This window comes from Bradyrhizobium sp. CCBAU 51765, assembly GCF_015291725.1.
Lineage (GTDB): Bacteria > Pseudomonadota > Alphaproteobacteria > Rhizobiales > Xanthobacteraceae > Bradyrhizobium > Bradyrhizobium liaoningense.
On the sequence record NZ_CP030038.1, the window covers coordinates 6117135 to 6135943 of the forward strand.

The following is an 18809-nucleotide window of genomic DNA, read 5'->3' on the forward strand; positions in this document are numbered from 1 at the left end:
CGAATTGAAAGCCGCGCCTACTCCGCCGGCGCGGCCGACATCTCCGGATGCGCGGCGTAGGGCTCGCTGGCGCCGAGCTTGGCGGCGGCGAACAGGCCGGCGGCCATCACGGCGTAGGCCAGCGCGACCGCAGGCGTCACGCCAAAGCCGCCGCCGATGCCGACGGCCTCGCCGTGCATGAAGCCGAAATAAGTCAGCACCGCCCCGACCAGCGCAAAGGCGGACGCCTTCTCGAAATCCCGCTCGATGATGAAGACGCCGATCGCGCCGAGGATGAGGCCGCCAAGGATGGAGCCGCCACCCATCACCTCCAGGCCGTGATAGAACACGCCCTGCTGAGGCAGCGCGGCAATCGCGGCGGCCTTGACCGCATCGGCCTTGTCGGCCGCCAGGCCGCCGACGGTTGCCGCCGCGTTCATGGTGGAGCCGAGCATGGTGTCGATCTGGAGCTTGGCCCAGGCGGCCAGATGCGGCGTCAGCGCCAGCACGATCGCGGGCGCGTGCTTGACCGGCGTGGTCTGGAACGCCTGCGCGCCGATCAGCATGCCGATATAGAGCAGGATCGGCGAGATCGCGACGACAGGCACCAGCGCCAGCAGCACCGAGATGATGCCGAACCAGGCCAGCACCACGACCATGATGCCGGTCGCCGCGGAGTAGCCGATCCGGCCGCCCATCGCCTTCCAGCCGGGGTGGCCGATATAGACGGCGTTGATGAAGGGATTGCCCATCAGGCAGCCGATCAGGCTGACGACGCCGTCAGCGGTCAGCACGCGCGTGGTCGGATAGTCGTCGCCGGCCGCTTCCGCGCTCTCGACATTGTCCATGGCCTCGACGAGGTCGTAGATGCCGAACGGAATGGCGGTGACCAGGATGATGCCGAGGAATTCGAAGCCGGAGAAGACATAGCCTATTGCCGGGATCGGCACCGAGAAGCCGAAATTGGCGAAGGCAGCACCAACGCCTTTGAGGCTCAAGCCGCCAAGGCCGAGCCCGAACAGGTTCGAGCCCCAGGCGATGACCATGCCGACGGCAATGGCGACGAGACCGGCTGGAATGCCGCGCCAATACTTCACACCGCCGAACCAGCTCACCAGGATGATGGCGAAGCAGACCAGACCAATCTGCGGCGTCATGTACATTTCGAGCGCCGGCCGCATCGAGATGAAGGTGACGGAGACGCCCGCGAGCGTGCCGAGCAGCGCTGCGCGCGGCGTGATCCTGCGGATGAACGGCGCGATGAAGCCGCCGATCATGAGAATGAAGCTCTGGAAGAACACCCAGACGAGACCCGCCGACCAGCCCTTGAGCGGGTCGCCGGTCTTGAGCGTGATCGGCAGCATGATCACGAAGGTGACGATGAACATGTGCGGCACGCTGACGCCTGAGGGCAGCGCGCAGACGTCGCTGCGGCCGGTCTTCTGAGCGAGGCGATAAGCAAGGTAGGCGTAATAGAAGGTGGACAGGCACATCATCAGCCCGAGCGCGGGCAGGATGCGGCCGAACACGAGGCTGTCGGGCATCTTCAGCACGAAGCGCAACAGGCCCGTAAGCACCAGCATGTTGACGAGGATGTTGGTGCCGAAGCCGAAAAACGCGTTCCAGTCGCCCGATGTCCATAGCGCCGGCTTGAACTCGGACTTGTTCAGATCAGAACTGCCGGCCGCCCCCGTCAATGTGCTCATGATAGTACCCCTATGTGGTCGAAACCTTCATTGCCTCCAGAACTGCGGCTGAATCCGCGACCCAGCCGAAGATGCCGCCCTGGGCCTTGATCATCTTCAGGCCCATCTCGTGAAACTCGGGGAAGTAGGATGCGCAGCCGTCGGAGATCACGACGCAGCGATAGCCGCGATCATTGGCCTCGCGCACGGTGGTGTTGACGCACACTTCGGTGGTGACGCCGCACACGAGCAAATTTTCGATGCCGTATTTCTCCAGGACATCGCCGAGCTCGGTGGCGTAGAAAGCGCCCTTGCCCGGCTTGTCGATCACGATTTCGCTGTCGAGCGGATAGAGCTCGGGAATGATGTCGTGGCCGGCCTCACCGCGAATGAGGATGCGTCCCATCGGACCGGGATCGCCGATGCGAAGGCTCGGCGCGCCGCGCTCGAGCTTCGCCGGCGGTGCGTCGGAGAGATCAGGCAGATGCCCCTCGCGGGTGTGGATGACCAGCATGCCGGTGTCACGCGCCGCCGCCAGCACCGCGCCGATCGGCTTCACCGCGCGTGCAAGCTGGCTGACGTCGTTGCCGAGCGTTTCACCGAAGCCACCGGGCTCCATGAAGTCGCGCTGCATGTCGATGATGAGAAGCGCGGTGGCGGGCCAGTCGAGCGTGATCGGCTCGGGCTCGGCGCTGATGGCGCCCTTTGCCGGCTCGACTGAGTTCAACATGACGCAGACCCCCGCGAGAACTCTCTCGGCCGGGAGTTCTGCAAGCGCCGTGCCATTGTGTACAATAGCGATTGGAAGGAGAGCTTCGAGAATTTCGCTGTTCTGTCAAAATGTTACGAGATGAGTGCGCGTGTGCTCATTCGCTGTGCGGCGGTTTTGCGGCGTGCATTTGCTCAATGCTTAAGCGGTGGCGAGACTTTCACCAGCCGTCATTCCGGGGCGCGAGGCAGTCGCGAGCCCGGAAATCCATCGGGCCGCAGTACCCGAGGTGAAATGGATTCTCTGATGCGCAATCGCGCATCATGGCTCGACGCTACGCGTCGCCCCGGGATGACGACGCGCGTGTGTGGCGACGCCTTGCCCTTACCGCCCAGCCCCATACAGCTGCCGATACTCGTCCTCATACGGCGCATAGGAATCCTTCAGCGTCGCCATGTTCAGCAACATGGTCGCCACCATCGCGCCCGCACTGTCGAACACGCGCGTCTTCACCCAGGCGCTTTCGGTGCGGCGGCTACCGGAGAGCGCGACCACCTCGCGCTCGACTTCGTACTCTTCGTCGACGAAGAGCGGCCCCTTCACGAGGCGGATCTCCTGGTCGGCGAACAAGCCGACAGCGGGGCCCTTGGCCGGCAGCGGATCGTCCTTGGAGCGGTACTGGAACAGCACGCTCAGCATCTCCATCGGGATGATGGGCTTGCCCCAGGGATTATCCGCACCCGAGTAGTAGGGCGAGCTCTCGGTGATGACGGCGAGCTTCTGCCGGAGTGAGAACGGATAGAGGTCGCCCATGCTCTGATCGAGGGCCATGCGCACCGGTTGCCGCTTGCCGGTCTGCGCCACCTTCACATCGCGCAGGATCACGGGATCGGTGAGCGGCTTGAGCTCGCCGAGGCGGGTCTCGAGCGCGGTCGCAACCGGCGCATCGCCGGCCGAGGCCGTACCGCGCAGCACCTCGGTGCCGTCGCGCTTGACCATCTGAATCTGGCACTGGCTCGTGCCGGGCAATGGCTTCGACAGGATCGCCTGCACCTCCTCACCTTCGTAGCAGACGCTGCGATAATGCGCGGACAGGGAGCCTGTCTCGAACCAGGCACGACCCCAGAGCCGTTCGCCCAGCGGCGCGAACTGGCTGAAATGGGTCGGCCCTTCGATGGTGCCGCCCTTGAAGCCGAGCTTCTGGGCGGTTGCGTCGTCGTGGATCGAGGCGTGCGCGTCGTAGGTTTGCGCTTGCAGCATCTGGCGCGGCTGGCGCCACGGCCCCATCAGCGTCTCGGCGGTCTCGGCGATCTCAGTGTCGAATGCTTTTGCAGCCATGATGTTCTCCGCAGGCAGCCATGACTAGCAGGAGCGCCACGGATGCTGCCAGCGATATTGACTTCGCCCACGCATACTCTTGACTGTCACAATTCGCGTCGCGCCGCCGCACTCCCCTCCCGCAGCGCAAAACTCCACGCCGGACGAAAGACAAGGACTCCCGAAATGACGCTGATGCAGGTCGAGCTGGACGATAAATACCGGCTCGAATCGAAGCGGATCTTTCTGTCCGGCACCCAGGCTCTGGTTCGACTGCCGATGTTGCAGCGCGAACGCGACCGGCTCCAGGGGCTCAACACCGGCGGCTTCATCTCGGGCTATCGCGGTTCCCCGCTCGGCATGTACGACCACGCGTTGTGGCGGGCGAAGTCGCACCTCCAGCAGCACGACATCGCCTTCGTGCCCGGCCTGAACGAGGACCTAGCTGCAACCGCCGTGTGGGGCAGCCAGCAAGTCGGCCTGTTTCCCGGCGCCAAGGTCGATGGCGTGTTCGGCATCTGGTACGGCAAGGGCCCCGGCGTCGACCGCTCGGTGGATGCGCTCAAGCATGCCAATGCAGCCGGCACCTCGCTGAACGGCGGCGTGCTCGCGCTTGCCGGCGACGACCACGGCTGCCAGTCCTCGACGCTGGCGCATCAGAGCGAGCAGGTGTTCGCGGCGGCGCTGATCCCCGTGATCAATCCCGCGACGCTGCAGGACTATCTCGATCTCGGCCTCTACGGCTTCGCGCTGTCGCGCTTCTCCGGCTGCTGGGTCGGCTTCAAGGCGATCAGCGAGACCGTGGAGAGCTCGGCGTCGATCTACAGCGATCCCGAACGCATCCAGATCAAGCTGCCCGACGATTTCGAGATGCCGCCCGGCGGCCTCAACATCCGTTGGCCCGATCCGCCGCTCGAAGCCGAGAAGCGCCTGTTTGGCGCGAAGATGGCCGCCGTGCAGGCCTTCGCCCGCGCCAACCAGCTCGACCGCATCGTGCTCGATTCCAAGCCGGCGCGGCTCGGCATCGTCGCGACCGGCAAGGCCTATCTCGACCTGCGCCAGGCGCTCGCCGACCTTGGCATCACCGACAAGGACGCGCAGGACCTCGGCTTGCGCATCTACAAGGTCGCGCTGACCTGGCCGCTGGAGGAAAGCGGCGCCAGGCGTTTCGCTGAAGGCCTTCAGGACGTCCTGGTGGTCGAGGAGAAGCGCGGCTTCATCGAAGACCAGCTGATGCGCATCCTCTACAATATCGATGCGTCCAGGCGCCCGACCGTCACGGGCAAGCGCGACGAGCGCGGCGCGCCGCTGCTGCCGAGCGAGGGCGAACTGACACCGACCATCGTCGCGGCCGCACTGGTGGCGCGTTTGCGCAAGCTTGGCCATCACAGCCCGGTGCTGGAGCAGCGCCTCGCCCGGCTCGAGGCGTTCGACAATCCCGTCACCACCGGCACGCAGATCAAGCTCGCGCGCACGCCGTTCTTCTGCTCGGGCTGCCCGCACAACACCTCGACGCGCGTGCCGGAGGGCAGCCGTGCCATGGCCGGCATCGGCTGCCACGGCATGGCCCTGAGCATGCCGACCCGCCGGACAGACCTGATCTCGCATATGGGCGCCGAGGGCGTGAACTGGATCGGCCAGTCGCCCTTCACCACCGAGCAGCACATCTTCCAGAATCTCGGCGACGGAACCTATACCCATTCCGGTCTTCTGGCGCTCCGCGCCGCGTCCGCCGCCGGCATCAACATCACCTACAAGATCCTCTACAACGACGCCGTCGCGATGACCGGCGGCCAGCCGGCCGAAGGCGCCTTCAACGTCGCGCAGATCGCGCATCAGGTCTGGGCCGAAGGCGTCAAGCGGCTCGCGATCGTCTCGGACGATCCAGGAAAATACCCGCAAGGCAACTATTTCCCGCAGGGCGCGACCATCCATCACCGCCGCGAGCTCGACGCCGTGCAGCGCGAGCTGCGCGACATCAAGGGCCTCACCGTCATCGTCTACGACCAGACCTGCGCCGCCGAAAAGCGACGCCGCCGCAAGCGCGGGCTCTATCCCGATCCCGCCAAGCGCGCCTTCATCAACGAGCTCGTCTGTGAAGGCTGCGGCGACTGCTCGCAGGCTTCCAATTGCGTCTCGGTGCAGCCGCTGGAGACCGAGTTCGGCCGCAAGCGCCAGATCGACCAGTCGAACTGCAACAAGGACTTTTCCTGCGTCGAGGGTTTCTGCCCGAGCTTTGTCACGGTGCACGGTGGCACGCTCAAGCGGATGAAGACCTCGGCGGTCGATTCCGGGCAGTTGTTCGCCGATCTGCCGCTGCCGCCGGCGCGTGAACTCGACGGTCCCTACAACATCCTCGTGACCGGCATCGGCGGCACGGGCGTCATCACCATCGGCGCCCTGCTCGGCATGGCCGCCCATGTCGACGGCCGCGGCTGCTCGGCGCTGGATTTCACCGGCCTGTCGCAGAAGAACGGCGCGGTGATGAGCCATGTGCGCATCGCGCCGAAGCCGGAGGACATCTCCGCGGTCCGCATCACCACCGGCGGTGCCGACGTCATCCTCGGCTGCGACATGATCGTCTCGGCCGGCCCGACCGCGCTCAGCCGCGCCGAGCGCGGCGTGACGAAGGCCTACATCAACGCCGATTTGCAGCCGACTGCCAGCTTCGTGCAGAACCCCGATCTCGATTTCGAGATGGGCACGATGCAGACCGTGCTGCGCGACGCGATCGGCGACAAGAACCTCGACATCATCGACGCCACGGGCATGGCCGCCGCGCTGATGGGCGACAGCATCGCCACCAACCCCTTCATGCTCGGCTTCGCGTTCCAGAAGGGCGCGATCCCGCTGTCGCTGGAGGCCCTGCTGCGCGCCATCGAGATCAACGGCGCCGCGATCGAGATGAACAAGCTCGCCTTCACCTGGGGCCGCCTCGCCGCGCAAGACATGTCGCGGGTGCGCAGCGTGCTCCAGTTCAAGAGCCGCGCATCCGCGCCGGCGAAATCGCTCGACGATATCATCGCGACCCGCGCCGAATTCCTGACCCGCTATCAGGACAAGGCCTACGCCGACCGCTATCTCGCGGCGGTCGCCAAGGTGCGCAAGGCGGAGAGCACCGTTTCGCCCGCATCGACGGAGCTGACCGAGGCCGTCGCGAAGAGCCTGTTCAAGCTGATGTCCTACAAGGACGAGTACGAGGTTGCCCGGCTCTATACCGACGGCAGCTTTGCCCGGAAGGTCTCGGAGAAGTTCGACGGGGACTTCACGCTGAAGTACCACCTGGCACCGCCGATCTTCGCAAAGCGCGACAAGGTGACCGGACATCTGCAGAAGCAGGAGTTCGGCGGCTGGATGATCCAAGCCTTCCGCATTCTCGCCAAGCTCAAGTTCCTGCGCGGCGGCCTGCTCGATCCGTTCGGCCGCACCGAGGAGCGCCGGATCGAGCGGAAGCTGATCGCGGATTATCTGGCGATGATCGATCAGCGGATCGTCGGGCTGCAGGCGGCACAGATCCCGCTGCTGGCGCGGCTTGCACGCGTGCCCGAGACGGTCCGCGGCTTCGGCCATGTCAAGGAAGCCAATATCAGGCTGGCGGCGGCGGAGAAGGCCCGGCTGGAAGCGGAGATCGAGAACAGCCGCTTTGCGGCCGCTGCGGAGTAACCGTTAGGAGAGCGAAGGCCTCTCGTCGTCATTGCGAGGAGCCCTTGCGACCAAGCAATCCAGAATCCCGCCAAAGAAACAGCCTGGATTGCTTCGCTTCGCTCGCAATGACGGAAATTGCGGAGACGGAGGAGACCACAGTCAGACAGTCGCCTTCGCTGCACTCGACGCCGCCGCGCTGCCCTCAGCCAGATGCCGCCCCGCGATGTACCCGAACGTCAGCGCCGGCCCGAGCGTGATGCCCGGAGCCGGATCGTTGCCGTTCATGATCGAAGCCATGTCATTGCCGCAGGCGTAGAGGCCGGCGATCGGGGTGCCGTCCTTGCGCAGCACACGCGCTTGCGCATCCACCGTCATGCCGATGGCCGTGCCAAGATCCGCCGGATGGACGCGCAGCGCGAAGAACGGCGCGCGGACGATCGGCGCGACGCAAGGGTTGGGCCTGTGCGCGGCATCGCCGAGATGGCGCTGATAGATGGTGCTGCCACGACCGAACCCGGGATCGCGCCCCTCCTTCGCATCGGCATTGTAATTCGCGACCGTCGCTGCAAGGACGGACGGCTTGATGCCGATCTCGGCTGCGAGCTGCGCGACGTCCGCCGCCTCGATCAACTCACCGCTCGCTACATAGCGCCGGTAATTGCGCGTGAATGGCTTGATGCGGCCGAGGCCGTAGGCCCACAGGAACCGGCTGTCGCAGATCAGGTGGAACGGCCGGTCGGGCTCACCATTGGCCTCGCGCAACATGGCCAGCACGAACTCGTGGTGAGACAGCGCCTCGTTGACGAAGCGCCGGCCGGCCGCATTGACGGCGATCACGCCGGGCTTGGCGCGGTCAGTCACCAAGTGCGGGAACACGCCGCGACTGCCATCAGTGCGGCGGAAGAGCGAGGCCGGGACCCAATAGGCCGCGCTCGTCGCGTCCGTGTTGAGCGCTGCACCGGCCGTAGTCCCAAGCCGAAGCCCGTCGCCCGCAGCCGACGGAGTGGCCGCCGAGATGAAACCTGCAGCGGCCGGGAAGAAGCGTTTGCGCAAACTCGCATCGTGCGAGAAGCCGCCGGTCGCGAGCACCACGCCGCGGCGCGCCGCGATCAGGCGGTCGCGGGCGCCGTGGCGGATCACCACGCCGGCGACGTGCCCGTCCCGCATCGACAAGCCCTCGACATCGGCGCTGAAGAGGATCTCAACCCGCCGCGCCAGCAGCGTGGCATACAGCTGCGCGGCGAGCGCATTGCCGAGATGCAATGTCGTGCCGCGCGGCCACCGCAGGCGCTGCCACGCATATGCGGAAACCAACTGCGCCGCGCGCAAGGTCGAGTGCAGCGACGTTCCGATCCGGCCTAGATGCGGAATGTCGAGGCGGCCGACCATCATCCCGCCGAACCGCGTGCACTCCGGCAGCGGTGGCGGCAATCGCGCGAAACCTTTTCCCAGCCGGGCGCCGTTGAAAACAACCGGCTCCAGCACGCGGCCGCCGGCCGTCGCCCCCAGCCGTTCCGGATAATGGTCCGGACAGGCCATCACCGGCTGGAGGCGCACCTCGGTGTTTGCTTCGAGATAGGCGATCGCCTCGGGTCCCCGCGCGAGGAAGGCGGCGCGCAGGCCGGCATTGGCGGGCTCGGGGACCGTGCTCGACAGATACCGGACTGCATCGGTGACGCTGTCGGAAAGTCCCGCCTCCTTCATCTTGGGGTTGGCGGGGATCCAGACCATGCCGCCGGACCAGGCGGTGGTGCCGCCGACGAAGGCGGTCTTCTCGATCACCAGCACGCGCAGGCCTTCGGCGGCAGCGACGGCCGCGGCCGTCATGCCACCGGCACCGGCGCCGATGACGACGACGTCGTAGGTCTCATGCGCCGGCATCATGCGGCAAGCTTCCGTGAGCGAGGCATGACAGCGTCATACCCCGCCTAGGCGCCCGGGCGCTAGCGCGCCGGCCTGCGCTCGATCGGATCGATGTCGATCGCCCGCAGGCGGCCGAGCCGCAGCACGTCCATGGCGAGCCGCCGGCCGATCCGGTCGCGGTCGAGCACGCGGATCAGATCATCGACGCCGTTGATCTCGACACCGTCGAGCCTGATCACGACGTCGCCGGGGAGCAGGCCCGCCTTGGCCGCGGGTCCATCCGGCTCGATCTGCATCAAGAGCGCGCCCATCTTGTTCTCGACGCCGGCCAGCACCGCGTGCCGCCGCGGGACCGGCGCGGTCTGGCCGGCAACGCCGATATAGGCGCGGCGGACATAGCCGTGGCGGATGATCTCCGACAGCACGAATTGCGCGGTGTTGCTGGCGACCGCAAAGCAGATGCCTTGCGCGCCGTTGATGATGGCGGTGTTGATGCCGATCACCTCGGCATTCGACGACACCAGCGGGCCACCCGAATTGCCGGGATTGAGCGCGGCATCGGTCTGGATCACGTCCTCGATGGTGCGCCCACTCACCGAACGGATCGAGCGCCCGAGTGCCGAAACGACGCCGGCCGTCACGGTCGATTCGAAGCCGAGCGGATTGCCGATCGCGATCACCAGCTGGCCGCGCCGCAGGCTCTTGGAGTTGCCGAGCGCGGCATAGGGCAAGTGGCGCGCGCCGTTGGCGCGCAGCAGCGCAAGATCGGTGTCGGGGTCGACGCCGAGCACCTGCGCGTCACCGACATGGCCCTCAACATCGCGCAGCCGAATTTCCTTCGAACTGCCGACCACATGGCTGTTGGTGAGGACGAGTCCATCCGGCGAGATCACGATGCCCGAGCCGAGCCCGCCGCGCTCGCGGCCATTCGGCACCTTCGGCCCGGTCTCGACGCGCACGACCGCGGGACCGACACGGTCGGTCACGTCGATCACGGCATTGGAATAGGCGTCCAGCAAGGCCCCGTCGTCGAGAGGGGCAGATGTCGTCGTTCGCGATGACGGCGCGTCATCGACGATGTCTGAGGTGAAGTCCAACATGGCAAGAGTCCTTGAGGCTTACACAGATGGTGGCCTGTTTCCTGCCGCGCAAGGTGCCCGCCTGGAGCGCAGGGCTGGACTGCCCGGATGGCTAGGACGTCCGCCTCAGCGAGCCGCCTCTGGCCTTGACCGGGTCGAGCAGCGACCAGTCGCCATCGGGAAGCACATGGCCCTTGGGGAATGGCGCGCGGAGCTCGAGCCCCAGCGAACCGAGCACGCGGTCGTCGCGGTAGTAGCATTGCAGGACCACGCGGACGAGCGTTGCGGCGGCGACGCCGCCGGAGATGCGGAACTGCTGGGCAACGCCGTCGCGCGCGGCGGGCTCGAGATCGGCCAGCGGCATGCCGGCGAGCCGCGACAGGTGATCCAGCGCCGTCACGACCTGTTTGGTGTCGCGGCCGAGCGTTGCGAGAATGTCGGCCTGGATGATGTCGTCATCGGCGCCTGGAACGCGATATTCCTCGCTCGGAGGAATGATCATCGCGGCGATGGTGCGGAGGTCCTGGCGCTGCCGCGGCGTGAGGGTGAGTTGATCAAACATGGCGTCCTCGCATCGAAACGTTGCGGCCAAGTTGCCGGTGCGTTCCCTCCCCCGCTTGCGGGGGAGGGTTGGGGAGAGGGTGTCTCCGCGGAGGGACTCCCCCAGAGGAGGGAGCCCTCACCCGGCGCGCTCTCAGAGCGCGTCGACCTCTCCCGCAAGCGGGAGAGGTGCAGCGAGTTCGTAGCGGGTTCGGCGCATCCATCACGTGCCTCAATCGAACAAATTGGCAAGGCGCTGCTTCATCTGGTCGGCGATGTAGAGCGCGAGGGCCTGGATGGTCGACGTCGGGTTCACGCCGCCCGAAGTGACGAAGATGCTGCCGTCGACGATGAAGAGGTTCTTCACGTCGTGCGCGCGGCCCCATTCGTTGACCACGGAACGCTCGGGGTCGGTGCCCATCCGCGCGGTGCCGAGCAGATGCCAGCCGCCCCAGGGGATCGGATTGTTGATGCAGATGTCGGTCGCGCCGGCGGTCTCGAGAATCTCGCGGCCGCGTGCCAGCCCGTGCTCCATCATTTTCCGGCTGTTCTCACTGATCGTATAGTCGATCTTCGGCGCGGGGATGCCGTGACTGTCCTTCAGCACGGGATCGAGCGTGACGCGGTTGTGCTCCTCGGGTAGATCCTCGCAGATTGCCGACACCGCGAGCCGATGACCGTTGAGCTTGCGGAATACGCGATGATGGTCGGCGCCCCATGGCAGAATGCCCTTTTGCTCGCTCGCGACCGCCTCGAACACCGGCCCCGCGCCGCGGCCGAACTGGATGCCGTAGCCGCGCACGAAGCCGCGCGACAGGTCAGTGTCGTAAAACTCCTTGCTCCACAGGCAGGTCGGCGGCGCGCGATTGCTATCGGTCGGCTCCTTCACAAATCCGTAGATTTGAGCATAGGGATGGAACATCAGGTTCTTGCCGACGAGGCCGGACGAATTGGCAAGCCCGTTGGGGAAGCGCCCCGAGGCCGAGTTCAAAAGCAGGCGCGGCGTGCCAACGCCGTTGCAGGCGATGATGACGACATGTGCGGGCTGAAACTGCTCGACGCCGTCCTTGTCGTAATAGACCACCCCCGAAGCCATGCCGTTCTCGTCGGTGGTGATCTCGCGCACCCGGCAATGGGTGCGCAGCTCGACGCCGGCACGGATGGCGTGGGGCCAATAGGTAATGTCGGTGGACGACTTTGCGCCCTGCGCGCAGGCCGGGGTGCAATGGCCGAGATTGATGCAGCGCGCCCGTCCCTCATAGTCCATGGTCGCGACCGTCGTGTCGGACGGCCACCAGTGCCAGCCGAGCTTGTTCATGGCCTTGCCGATGATGGCGCCGGACAATCCGAGCGGCTGCTGCGGCATCGGCGGATGCGTCAGCGGCGAGAGCGGATCGCCTGACAGGCCGGATGTCCCCATCATGCGGTCGTTCTCTTCGAAGAACCGGGTCAGCGCGTCGTAATCGATCGGCCAGTCGTCGGCCACGCCGTCCAGCGTCTTCACCTTGAAATCGGAGGGATGCAGCCGAGGCCAATGGGCGGTGTACATCACCGTCGAGCCGCCGACCGCATTGTAGTTGACGACCTTGATCGGGGAGTTGTCGTCGTTGATCGGGTAGTCCTCGGGCCGGCCGCGGACGTTGGGGCTCGACGACCATTCGCCGTAGAATTTGGCCTCCCAATCCCGGCCGGTGCTGGGATATTCCGCCGGGTTCATCCAGCCGCCCTGCTCCAGGCAGAGGATGTGCATCTTGGTCTCGGCTAGCGACCACGCCACCGCCGCGCCTGAAGCGCCGGCGCCGATGATCAGGACGTCCACGGGGTCTTTCATCGCAAGCTTTTCCTCCCCCTCGCCGCTTCCCGGGCGATTCGGCCTTTCGCGCTCGGCGAGGCCGGCGAACGATAGGGTCAGAGCGACGGCCTAGTAAAGCCGCGAGGCCGGAATGTCGCGCTTCGCGGGGTGCAGACCATTGGTATCGCCACATCCCGATGCTAGGAACGGGACGCACGAGCCCATCGACAGCGAGACCGTATGTCCTTCCGAAATTACTTTGCCAGCGCCCGCGCTTTTGCGCTCATTTCGTTCTTCGCCTTGTCCGGATTTCTGGGCGCCTCCTCCCCTGCCTCGGCGCTGACCGGCGCCGCGACGGCCCGCGACGGCAACTCCATCCAGCTTGGCGACGTGACGTATCGGCTGGACGGCGTCGATGCGCCCGAGCTGGACCAGGTCTGCATCGACGATCACGCCGATGCCTGGACCTGCGGCATCGAGGCCCGGGATCAGCTCACGAAGCTGATCAAGGGACGCGTGGTGCGCTGCGACGATGTCGGGCCGGAAAAGAGCTTCGGCAAGCGACACCGGGCGATCTGCACGGCCGAGGGCGACAAGTCGACCTTGAATGAACAGCTGGTCAGGCTCGGCTTTGCCGTCGCCCGGGAGCCGATCAAGGCCAACGTCAAGCCCGCTGCGGCCGAAGCCAAGACAGCCGACGCCGGGATCTGGAAGGGCTGCTTTGTTGCACCGCAAGATTTTCGCGCCGGCAAGAAGGACGGCACACTCCTGGGCGCCGCCTGCCGGCCCGACCGCGACAAGGAGATTCGCGCCGTGCTGTTCCCGGAGGAACTGACGATGCCACCCAGCTGCAGCATCAAGGGCAAGCTTGCGGTCCGCGCCCGCGTCACCGGCAATATCGGCATCTATCATTTGCGCGGCTGCCCGAGCTATCCCGCGACCACCAGACCCGACCGCTGGTTCTGCTCGGAGGACGACGCCCAGGCCGCCGGCTTCCGCAAGGCCTATAATTGCCGCCGGCCAAAGTGAACGGGCGGGTTCCGCACCTGTGAGTAGTATTCCGGCTACGTATTGATCCGGGATTGAAATTCGTCGGCAGTTGCTGCATTTCTATGCGTACGCGAGCGCCTTGCGCGAGCGTTTCCTTGGCAACAATCCGGCTCCGGCCCGATTGTCCTTGCTCGGGCGTTTCCTCCCTAGACTTGGCCGCTTGTCACGAGCAAGCGGCCGTTCTTTTCTGTGCGGGTCTATCACTGCATCCGCATGATCTGGTCCATCGGCGGCATGTTCGCGTTGAGATGCGCCATGATCCAGACCGTCCCGCCCACCACCAGGAAGACGACCAGCAGCCCGAAGGCGAGCGCCAGCACGTTGTTGGTGTTGTCGGGCCCCGTGGTGATGTGCAGGAAAAACACGAGATGCACACCCATCTGTGCGATCGCAAGCACGATCAGCGCGACCGGAATCGAGGGCTGCCAGACCAGATCGGTGCCGGCGATGAAGAACGAGGTCGCCGTAAGCAACAGCGCGAGCACGAGGCCGACCACGTAGCCGACGACCCTCGCGCCGACACTATGCTGCTCTTCCTCACCCGGTGCGAGGTCGTGCTTGACCATCCCATGCGTCTGCTCACTCATGGCGCACCTCCGAGCAGGTAGACGACCGAGAACACCCCGACCCAGATGATGTCGAGTGCGTGCCAGAACAGCGCAAAGCACATCATTCGCCGCAGCACGTCGGCGCGAAAGCCTTTCGCAAAGACCTGGGCCATCATGGTGAGCAGCCAGAGCACGCCGGCGGAGACGTGCAGGCCGTGGCAGCCGACCAGGGAGAAGAACGCGGTCAGGAACGCACTGCGCGACGGACCGTACCCGCGCGCAATGAGATCGGCAAATTCGCGGAATTCGAGCACGAGGAATATGAGCCCCAGCACGCAGGTGACGGTCATGCCGAGATAAAACCAGAACCGGTTGCGCACATCGGCGGCGATGCTGGCCATGCCGCAGGTGAAGCTCGAGAGCAGCAGGCAGACCGTCTCGATCGCGACACTCCTCTGATCGAAGATCTCCGCACCCTTCGGGCCGCCGGCGGTTTGGCCGACCAGCACCGCATAGGCCGCGAAGAAGCAGGAGAACATCACGATATCGGAGAGCAGGAAGACCCAGAAGCCGTAGGCGGTCACGATCCGCTTCGGCGCAGGCCCGGGATGCTCGATGACGACGCCGATGTGATGGGGATCGGCCCGGGCGTGGTCGGCAGTCGTGGTCATTGCCATCAGACCGCTCCCGCCATGCTGACGAGGTTGCGCCGTTCCTCGATGTTGCTGCGGTCGATGCGGGCGACCTCCTCGGCAGGAATGACGTATTCGTCATGGTCGCGCCAGGCGAACACGACGAAGGTGGCGAAGGCGCCGAGGCCGCCCAGGATCACCATCCACCAGATGTGCCAGATCAGCGCGAAGCCCATGATGGTGGCGAAGAACGCGCAGACGAAGCCGGTCGGCGAATTGCGGGGCATCTCGATGTCCTGGTATTCCGGCTGTTCGTGCGCGAGCGACTGCTGCCGGGCGTGGACCTTCATCTCCCAATAGGCGTCCTCGCCGCGCACATCGGGATTGAAGGCGAAGTTGAATACCGGCGGCGGCGACGAGGTCGCCCATTCCAGCGAGCGCCCGTCCCAGGGATCGCCGGTGCGATCGCGCAACGCCTCGCGATTGCGGATGCTGACCACGAGCTGCACGATCTGGCAGATCACGCCGATCGTCAGCACGGCCACGCCGACTGCCGCGACGATCATCCAGGGCCGCCAGGCCGCGACATCGTAATGCTGCAAGCGACGGGTCATGCCGAGCATGCCGGCGATGTAGAGCGGCATGAAGGTGACGTAGAAGCCGATGAAGGTGAACCAGAATGCGGCCTTGCCCCAGCGCTCGTCGAGGCGGAAACCGAATGCCTTCGGAAACCAGTATTCCAGGCCGGCGAAGGCACCGAACAGCACGCCACCGATGATGACGTTGTGGAAGTGCGCGACCAGGAACATGCTGTTGTGGAGCATGAAGTCGGCCGGCGGCACCGCGACGAGGACGCCCGTCAATCCGCCGATGATGAAGGTGACCATGAAGCCGACCGACCACAACATCGGCGTCGCAAAACGGATGCGGCCGCCATACATCGTGAACAGCCAGTTGTAGATCTTCACGCCGGTCGGTATCGCAATGATCATGCTGGCGATGCCGAAGATGGCATTGACGTCGGGCCCCGCCCCCATCGTGAAGAAGTGGTGCAGCCAGACCATGAACGAGACGACGCAGATTGCCATGGTCGCGAGCACCATGGAGCGATAGCCGAACAGCGCCTTGCCGGAGAAGGTCGACACCACCTCCGAGAAGATGCCGAAGGCTGGCAGCACCAGGATGTAGACCTCGGGATGGCCCCAGGCCCAGATCAGGTTCATGAACATCATGACGTTGCCGCCGGCCTCGTTGGTGAAGAAGTGGAAGCCGAGATAGCGGTCGAGCAGCAGCATCGCGAGCGTGGCGGTGAGGATCGGGAAGGCCGCAACGATGAGGAGGTTCGAGGCAAGCGTGGTCCAGCAGAACATCGGCATGCGCAGGTAGTTCATGCCCTTCGTGCGCAGCTTCAGCACGGTCGTGACGAGATTGATGCCGGCGACCAGCGTCCCGACGCCGGAGATCTGCAACGACCAGGCGTAATAGTCGACGCCGACACCGGGCGAGTAGACCAGCCCCGACAGCGGCGGAAAGGCGAGCCAGCCGGTGCGCGCGAACTCCCCGACCACGAGCGAGACGTTGACCAGCAGCGCGCCGGTCGCGGTCAGCCAGAAGCCGACCGAATTGAGCGTCGGAAATGCGACGTCGCGCACGCCAAGCTGGAGCGGCACGACGAGGTTCATCAGCCCGATCACGAATGGCATCGCCACGAAGAAGATCATGATGGTGCCGTGCGCGGAGAAGATCTGGTTGTAGTGCTCCGGCGGCAGATAGCCCTGCGACTGATAGGCCACGGCCTGCTGGATCCGCATCATGATGGCGTCGCTGCCGCCGCGCAGCAGCATCACCGAGGCGAGCAGGATGTACATCACGCCGATGCGCTTGTGATCGACGCTGGTGATCCATTCGCTCCAGAGATAGGGCAGATGTCCCTTCACCACGACCCATGTCAGGACGCCGAGGATTGCAACCAGCACCACCGCGCCGGCGACGAGCGGAATCGGTTGATCAAGCGGAATGGCCGACCAATCGAGCTTACCGAGCATCATGCCCTCCACTGTGCGACCGGCCTGCTTCGGATGCGAGCTCCGGCCCCGGCCCCGGCGGAATGTGCTGGCTCGCGATCAGGTCGAACAGCCGCGGATCGTCCAGGCGGTAGACAGGTCGGCCCTTCTCGACACCCTGCTGCATCAGCTTCTTGTAGCTGTCCGCATTCAACACCGCGTCCGTCTTCGCGGTATTCGCCACCCATTCCGGAAAGGCGAGCGGCGAGACCACGTTGACGTCGAACATCATGTCGGGGAATCCATCGCCGGAAAAATGCGCGGACATGCCCTGGAGCTTGCCTTCATTGTCGGCGCGCAGGTTGAGCTTCGTCACCATGCCGTTCATGGTGTAGATCATGCTGCCGAGCTGCGGGATGAAGAACGTGTTCATCACGCTCGACGATGTCAGCTGGAAATTCAGCTCGGCGCCCGCGGGCACCGTCAACGTGTTGACGGTGGCGATGCGCTGGTCCGGATAGATGAACAGCCATTTCCAGTCGAGCGACACGGCCTGGATCCGCACCGGGCTTCCGGTGCCCGGCACGGGCGCGGCCGGATCGAGCTGGTGCGAACCGATCCAGGCGACACCGCCGAGCAGGATGACCGTGAGTGCAGGGATCGACCACACCACCATTTCCACGCGGCCGGAATAGACGAAGCCAGGCTGGTAGCGCGCTCTCGGATTCGAGGCGCGAAACCAGAAAGCGAAGCCGAGGATCGCGATGATGGTGGGCACCACGATCACGAGCATGATGAAGACGGAATCGACCAGGATGGTGCTGTTGCCCGCGGCCACGGGCCCTTGCGGATCGAGCAGATTCATCGGCAAGCCACTGGCGGTTGAGAGCCCCCGGGACCGAGCCTAGCGCGGGAAAGGCTCCGGCAGCAAACGCTGCGACCTCAGAACGGTTCCTGCTCCGCACGGCTCAGTCATGCGCGACAGGCCGGCCGCAACATGCAATTCCATGTGATGTCAATGACATGCACGCAGGGGCCACGCCCTTCTCTCCGGTCGGGGCGATTGCTAATCTGCACGAAAATAATGGGGCGAATGGTGCCCGTGCCGGGGAGTGAACCGAGATGCGCTTGAAGGACAAGGTCGCGATCGTCGTCGGGGCCGGGCAAAGTCCCGGCGAAGGCATGGGCAACGGCCGCGCCACCGCGCTCACCTTCGCGCGCGAAGGCGCGAAGGTCTTGTGCGTCGACCATCATCTTGAGTCGGCGCAGGAAACGGCGGCGATGATCGCCGCGAAACTTGGCACCGCCGCGGCCTTCAAGGCCGACGTGACCAAGGCTGCCGACATCAAGGCGATGGTGGCCGACGCGCAATCGCGCTGGGGCCGGATCGACGTGCTGCACAACAATGTCGGCGTCAGCCTCGCCGGCGGCGACGCCGAGCTGCTGCAACTGACCGAGGAGGCGTTCGACCGCGTCGTCGCCATCAATCTGAAGAGCTGCATACTCGCCGCGAAGGAAGTGATCCCGATCATGCGCGCGCAGAGAGGCGGCGCGATCATCAACATCTCCTCGATGGCCGCGATCACAACGTATCCTTATGTCGCCTACAAGGCGACGAAATCGGCGATGATCGCCTTCACCGAGCAGCTGGCGTATCAGAATGCCGAGTACGGCATCCGCGCCAACGTCATCCTGCCCGGCCTGATGAACACGCCGATGGCCGTCGACACCCGCGCCCGCGAATGGCACAAGACCCGCGCCGAGGTCGAAGCCGAACGCGACAGCAAGGTGCCGCTGCGCAGGAAGATGGGCACCGGCTGGGACGTCGCCAACGCCGCGCTGTTCTTGGCGAGCGAGGAGGCGAATTTCATTACGGGTGTGACACTGCCGGTGGATGGTGGCTCGAGCGTGCGACGGGGGTAAAGCGAGCGCGGTGCTCTTACCCTCCCCTGGAGGGGGAGGGTGAA

General features: G+C 65.3%; 14 protein-coding genes. 3 read left to right on the forward strand and 11 right to left on the reverse strand.

What is annotated here, in order from left to right; translation table 11 throughout:
* Positions 1-17 precede the first annotated feature (17 nt).
* From XH96_RS28890 to XH96_RS28900, 3 genes are all read right to left on the reverse strand, one after another.
* Positions 18-1685: a regulator gene (locus XH96_RS28890; RefSeq protein WP_194388960.1), complete on the reverse strand. Its 1668-nt coding sequence runs from the start codon at positions 1683-1685 to the stop codon at positions 18-20.
* Positions 1686-1695: 10 nt separating this feature from the next.
* Positions 1696-2394 carry a cysteine hydrolase family protein gene (locus XH96_RS28895; protein WP_194388962.1) on the reverse strand — a complete coding sequence of 233 codons (699 nt, stop codon included), beginning with the start codon at positions 2392-2394 and terminating at the stop codon, positions 1696-1698.
* Positions 2395-2757: 363 nt separating this feature from the next.
* A complete protein-coding gene (locus XH96_RS28900; RefSeq protein WP_194388964.1) occupies positions 2758-3711 on the reverse strand; it encodes a hypothetical protein in 954 nt (317 codons plus the stop codon).
* A gap of 165 nt (positions 3712-3876) precedes the next feature.
* Here XH96_RS28900 and XH96_RS28905 point away from each other — a divergent pair, with 165 nt between their 5' ends.
* Positions 3877-7353 (forward strand): indolepyruvate ferredoxin oxidoreductase family protein, encoded by a 3477-nt coding sequence (locus tag XH96_RS28905; protein WP_194388966.1) that lies wholly within the window; start codon positions 3877-3879, stop codon positions 7351-7353.
* 141 nt (positions 7354-7494) lie between these two features.
* Here XH96_RS28905 and XH96_RS28910 read toward each other — a convergent pair whose 3' ends face one another.
* The 4 genes from XH96_RS28910 to XH96_RS28925 form a co-directional block, all read right to left on the reverse strand.
* The gene (locus XH96_RS28910; RefSeq protein ID WP_194388968.1) at positions 7495-9219 is read right to left on the reverse strand and encodes an FAD-dependent oxidoreductase; all 1725 of its coding nucleotides are present in this window, start codon (positions 9217-9219) and stop codon (positions 7495-7497) included.
* Between the two features lie 59 nt (positions 9220-9278).
* Positions 9279-10298 (reverse strand): S1C family serine protease, encoded by a 1020-nt coding sequence (locus XH96_RS28915; RefSeq protein WP_194388970.1) that lies wholly within the window; start codon positions 10296-10298, stop codon positions 9279-9281.
* Between the two features lie 91 nt (positions 10299-10389).
* Entirely contained in the window at positions 10390-10839 is a 450-nt protein-coding gene (locus XH96_RS28920; protein WP_194388972.1) for a hypothetical protein, read from the reverse strand.
* A gap of 210 nt (positions 10840-11049) precedes the next feature.
* Positions 11050-12648: a GMC family oxidoreductase gene (locus XH96_RS28925; RefSeq protein WP_194388974.1), complete on the reverse strand. Its 1599-nt coding sequence runs from the start codon at positions 12646-12648 to the stop codon at positions 11050-11052.
* A 201-nt stretch (positions 12649-12849) separates the two neighbouring features.
* Here XH96_RS28925 and XH96_RS28930 point away from each other — a divergent pair, with 201 nt between their 5' ends.
* The gene (locus XH96_RS28930; protein ID WP_194388975.1) at positions 12850-13638 is read left to right on the forward strand and encodes a thermonuclease family protein; all 789 of its coding nucleotides are present in this window, start codon (positions 12850-12852) and stop codon (positions 13636-13638) included.
* Positions 13639-13859: 221 nt separating this feature from the next.
* On the opposite strand, the gene cyoD is transcribed toward XH96_RS28930, so the two are convergent.
* The 4 genes from cyoD to XH96_RS28950 are packed head-to-tail and all read right to left on the reverse strand — an operon-like array spanning position 13860 to position 17707.
* Positions 13860-14246, reverse strand: a complete 387-nt coding sequence (gene cyoD, locus XH96_RS28935; protein ID WP_194388977.1) for a cytochrome o ubiquinol oxidase subunit IV — start codon at positions 14244-14246, stop codon at positions 13860-13862.
* On the reverse strand, positions 14243-14884 hold the full coding sequence (locus XH96_RS28940) for a cytochrome (ubi)quinol oxidase subunit III (protein WP_194388979.1): 642 nt from the start codon (positions 14882-14884) through the stop codon (positions 14243-14245). The genes cyoD and XH96_RS28940 overlap by 4 nt, the downstream gene beginning before the upstream one ends.
* Complete coding sequence (cyoB, locus tag XH96_RS28945) at positions 14884-16884, reverse strand: cytochrome o ubiquinol oxidase subunit I (RefSeq protein WP_194394303.1); 2001 nt, start codon at positions 16882-16884, stop codon at positions 14884-14886. Before cyoB ends, XH96_RS28940 begins: the two co-directional genes overlap by 1 nt.
* Positions 16874-17707 carry a cytochrome ubiquinol oxidase subunit II gene (locus XH96_RS28950; RefSeq protein ID WP_194388981.1) on the reverse strand — a complete coding sequence of 278 codons (834 nt, stop codon included), beginning with the start codon at positions 17705-17707 and terminating at the stop codon, positions 16874-16876. Before XH96_RS28950 ends, cyoB begins: the two co-directional genes overlap by 11 nt.
* Before the next feature lie 257 nt (positions 17708-17964).
* Here XH96_RS28950 and XH96_RS28955 point away from each other — a divergent pair, with 257 nt between their 5' ends.
* A complete protein-coding gene (locus tag XH96_RS28955; RefSeq protein ID WP_194388983.1) occupies positions 17965-18765 on the forward strand; it encodes an SDR family NAD(P)-dependent oxidoreductase in 801 nt (266 codons plus the stop codon).
* Positions 18766-18809 lie beyond the last annotated feature (44 nt).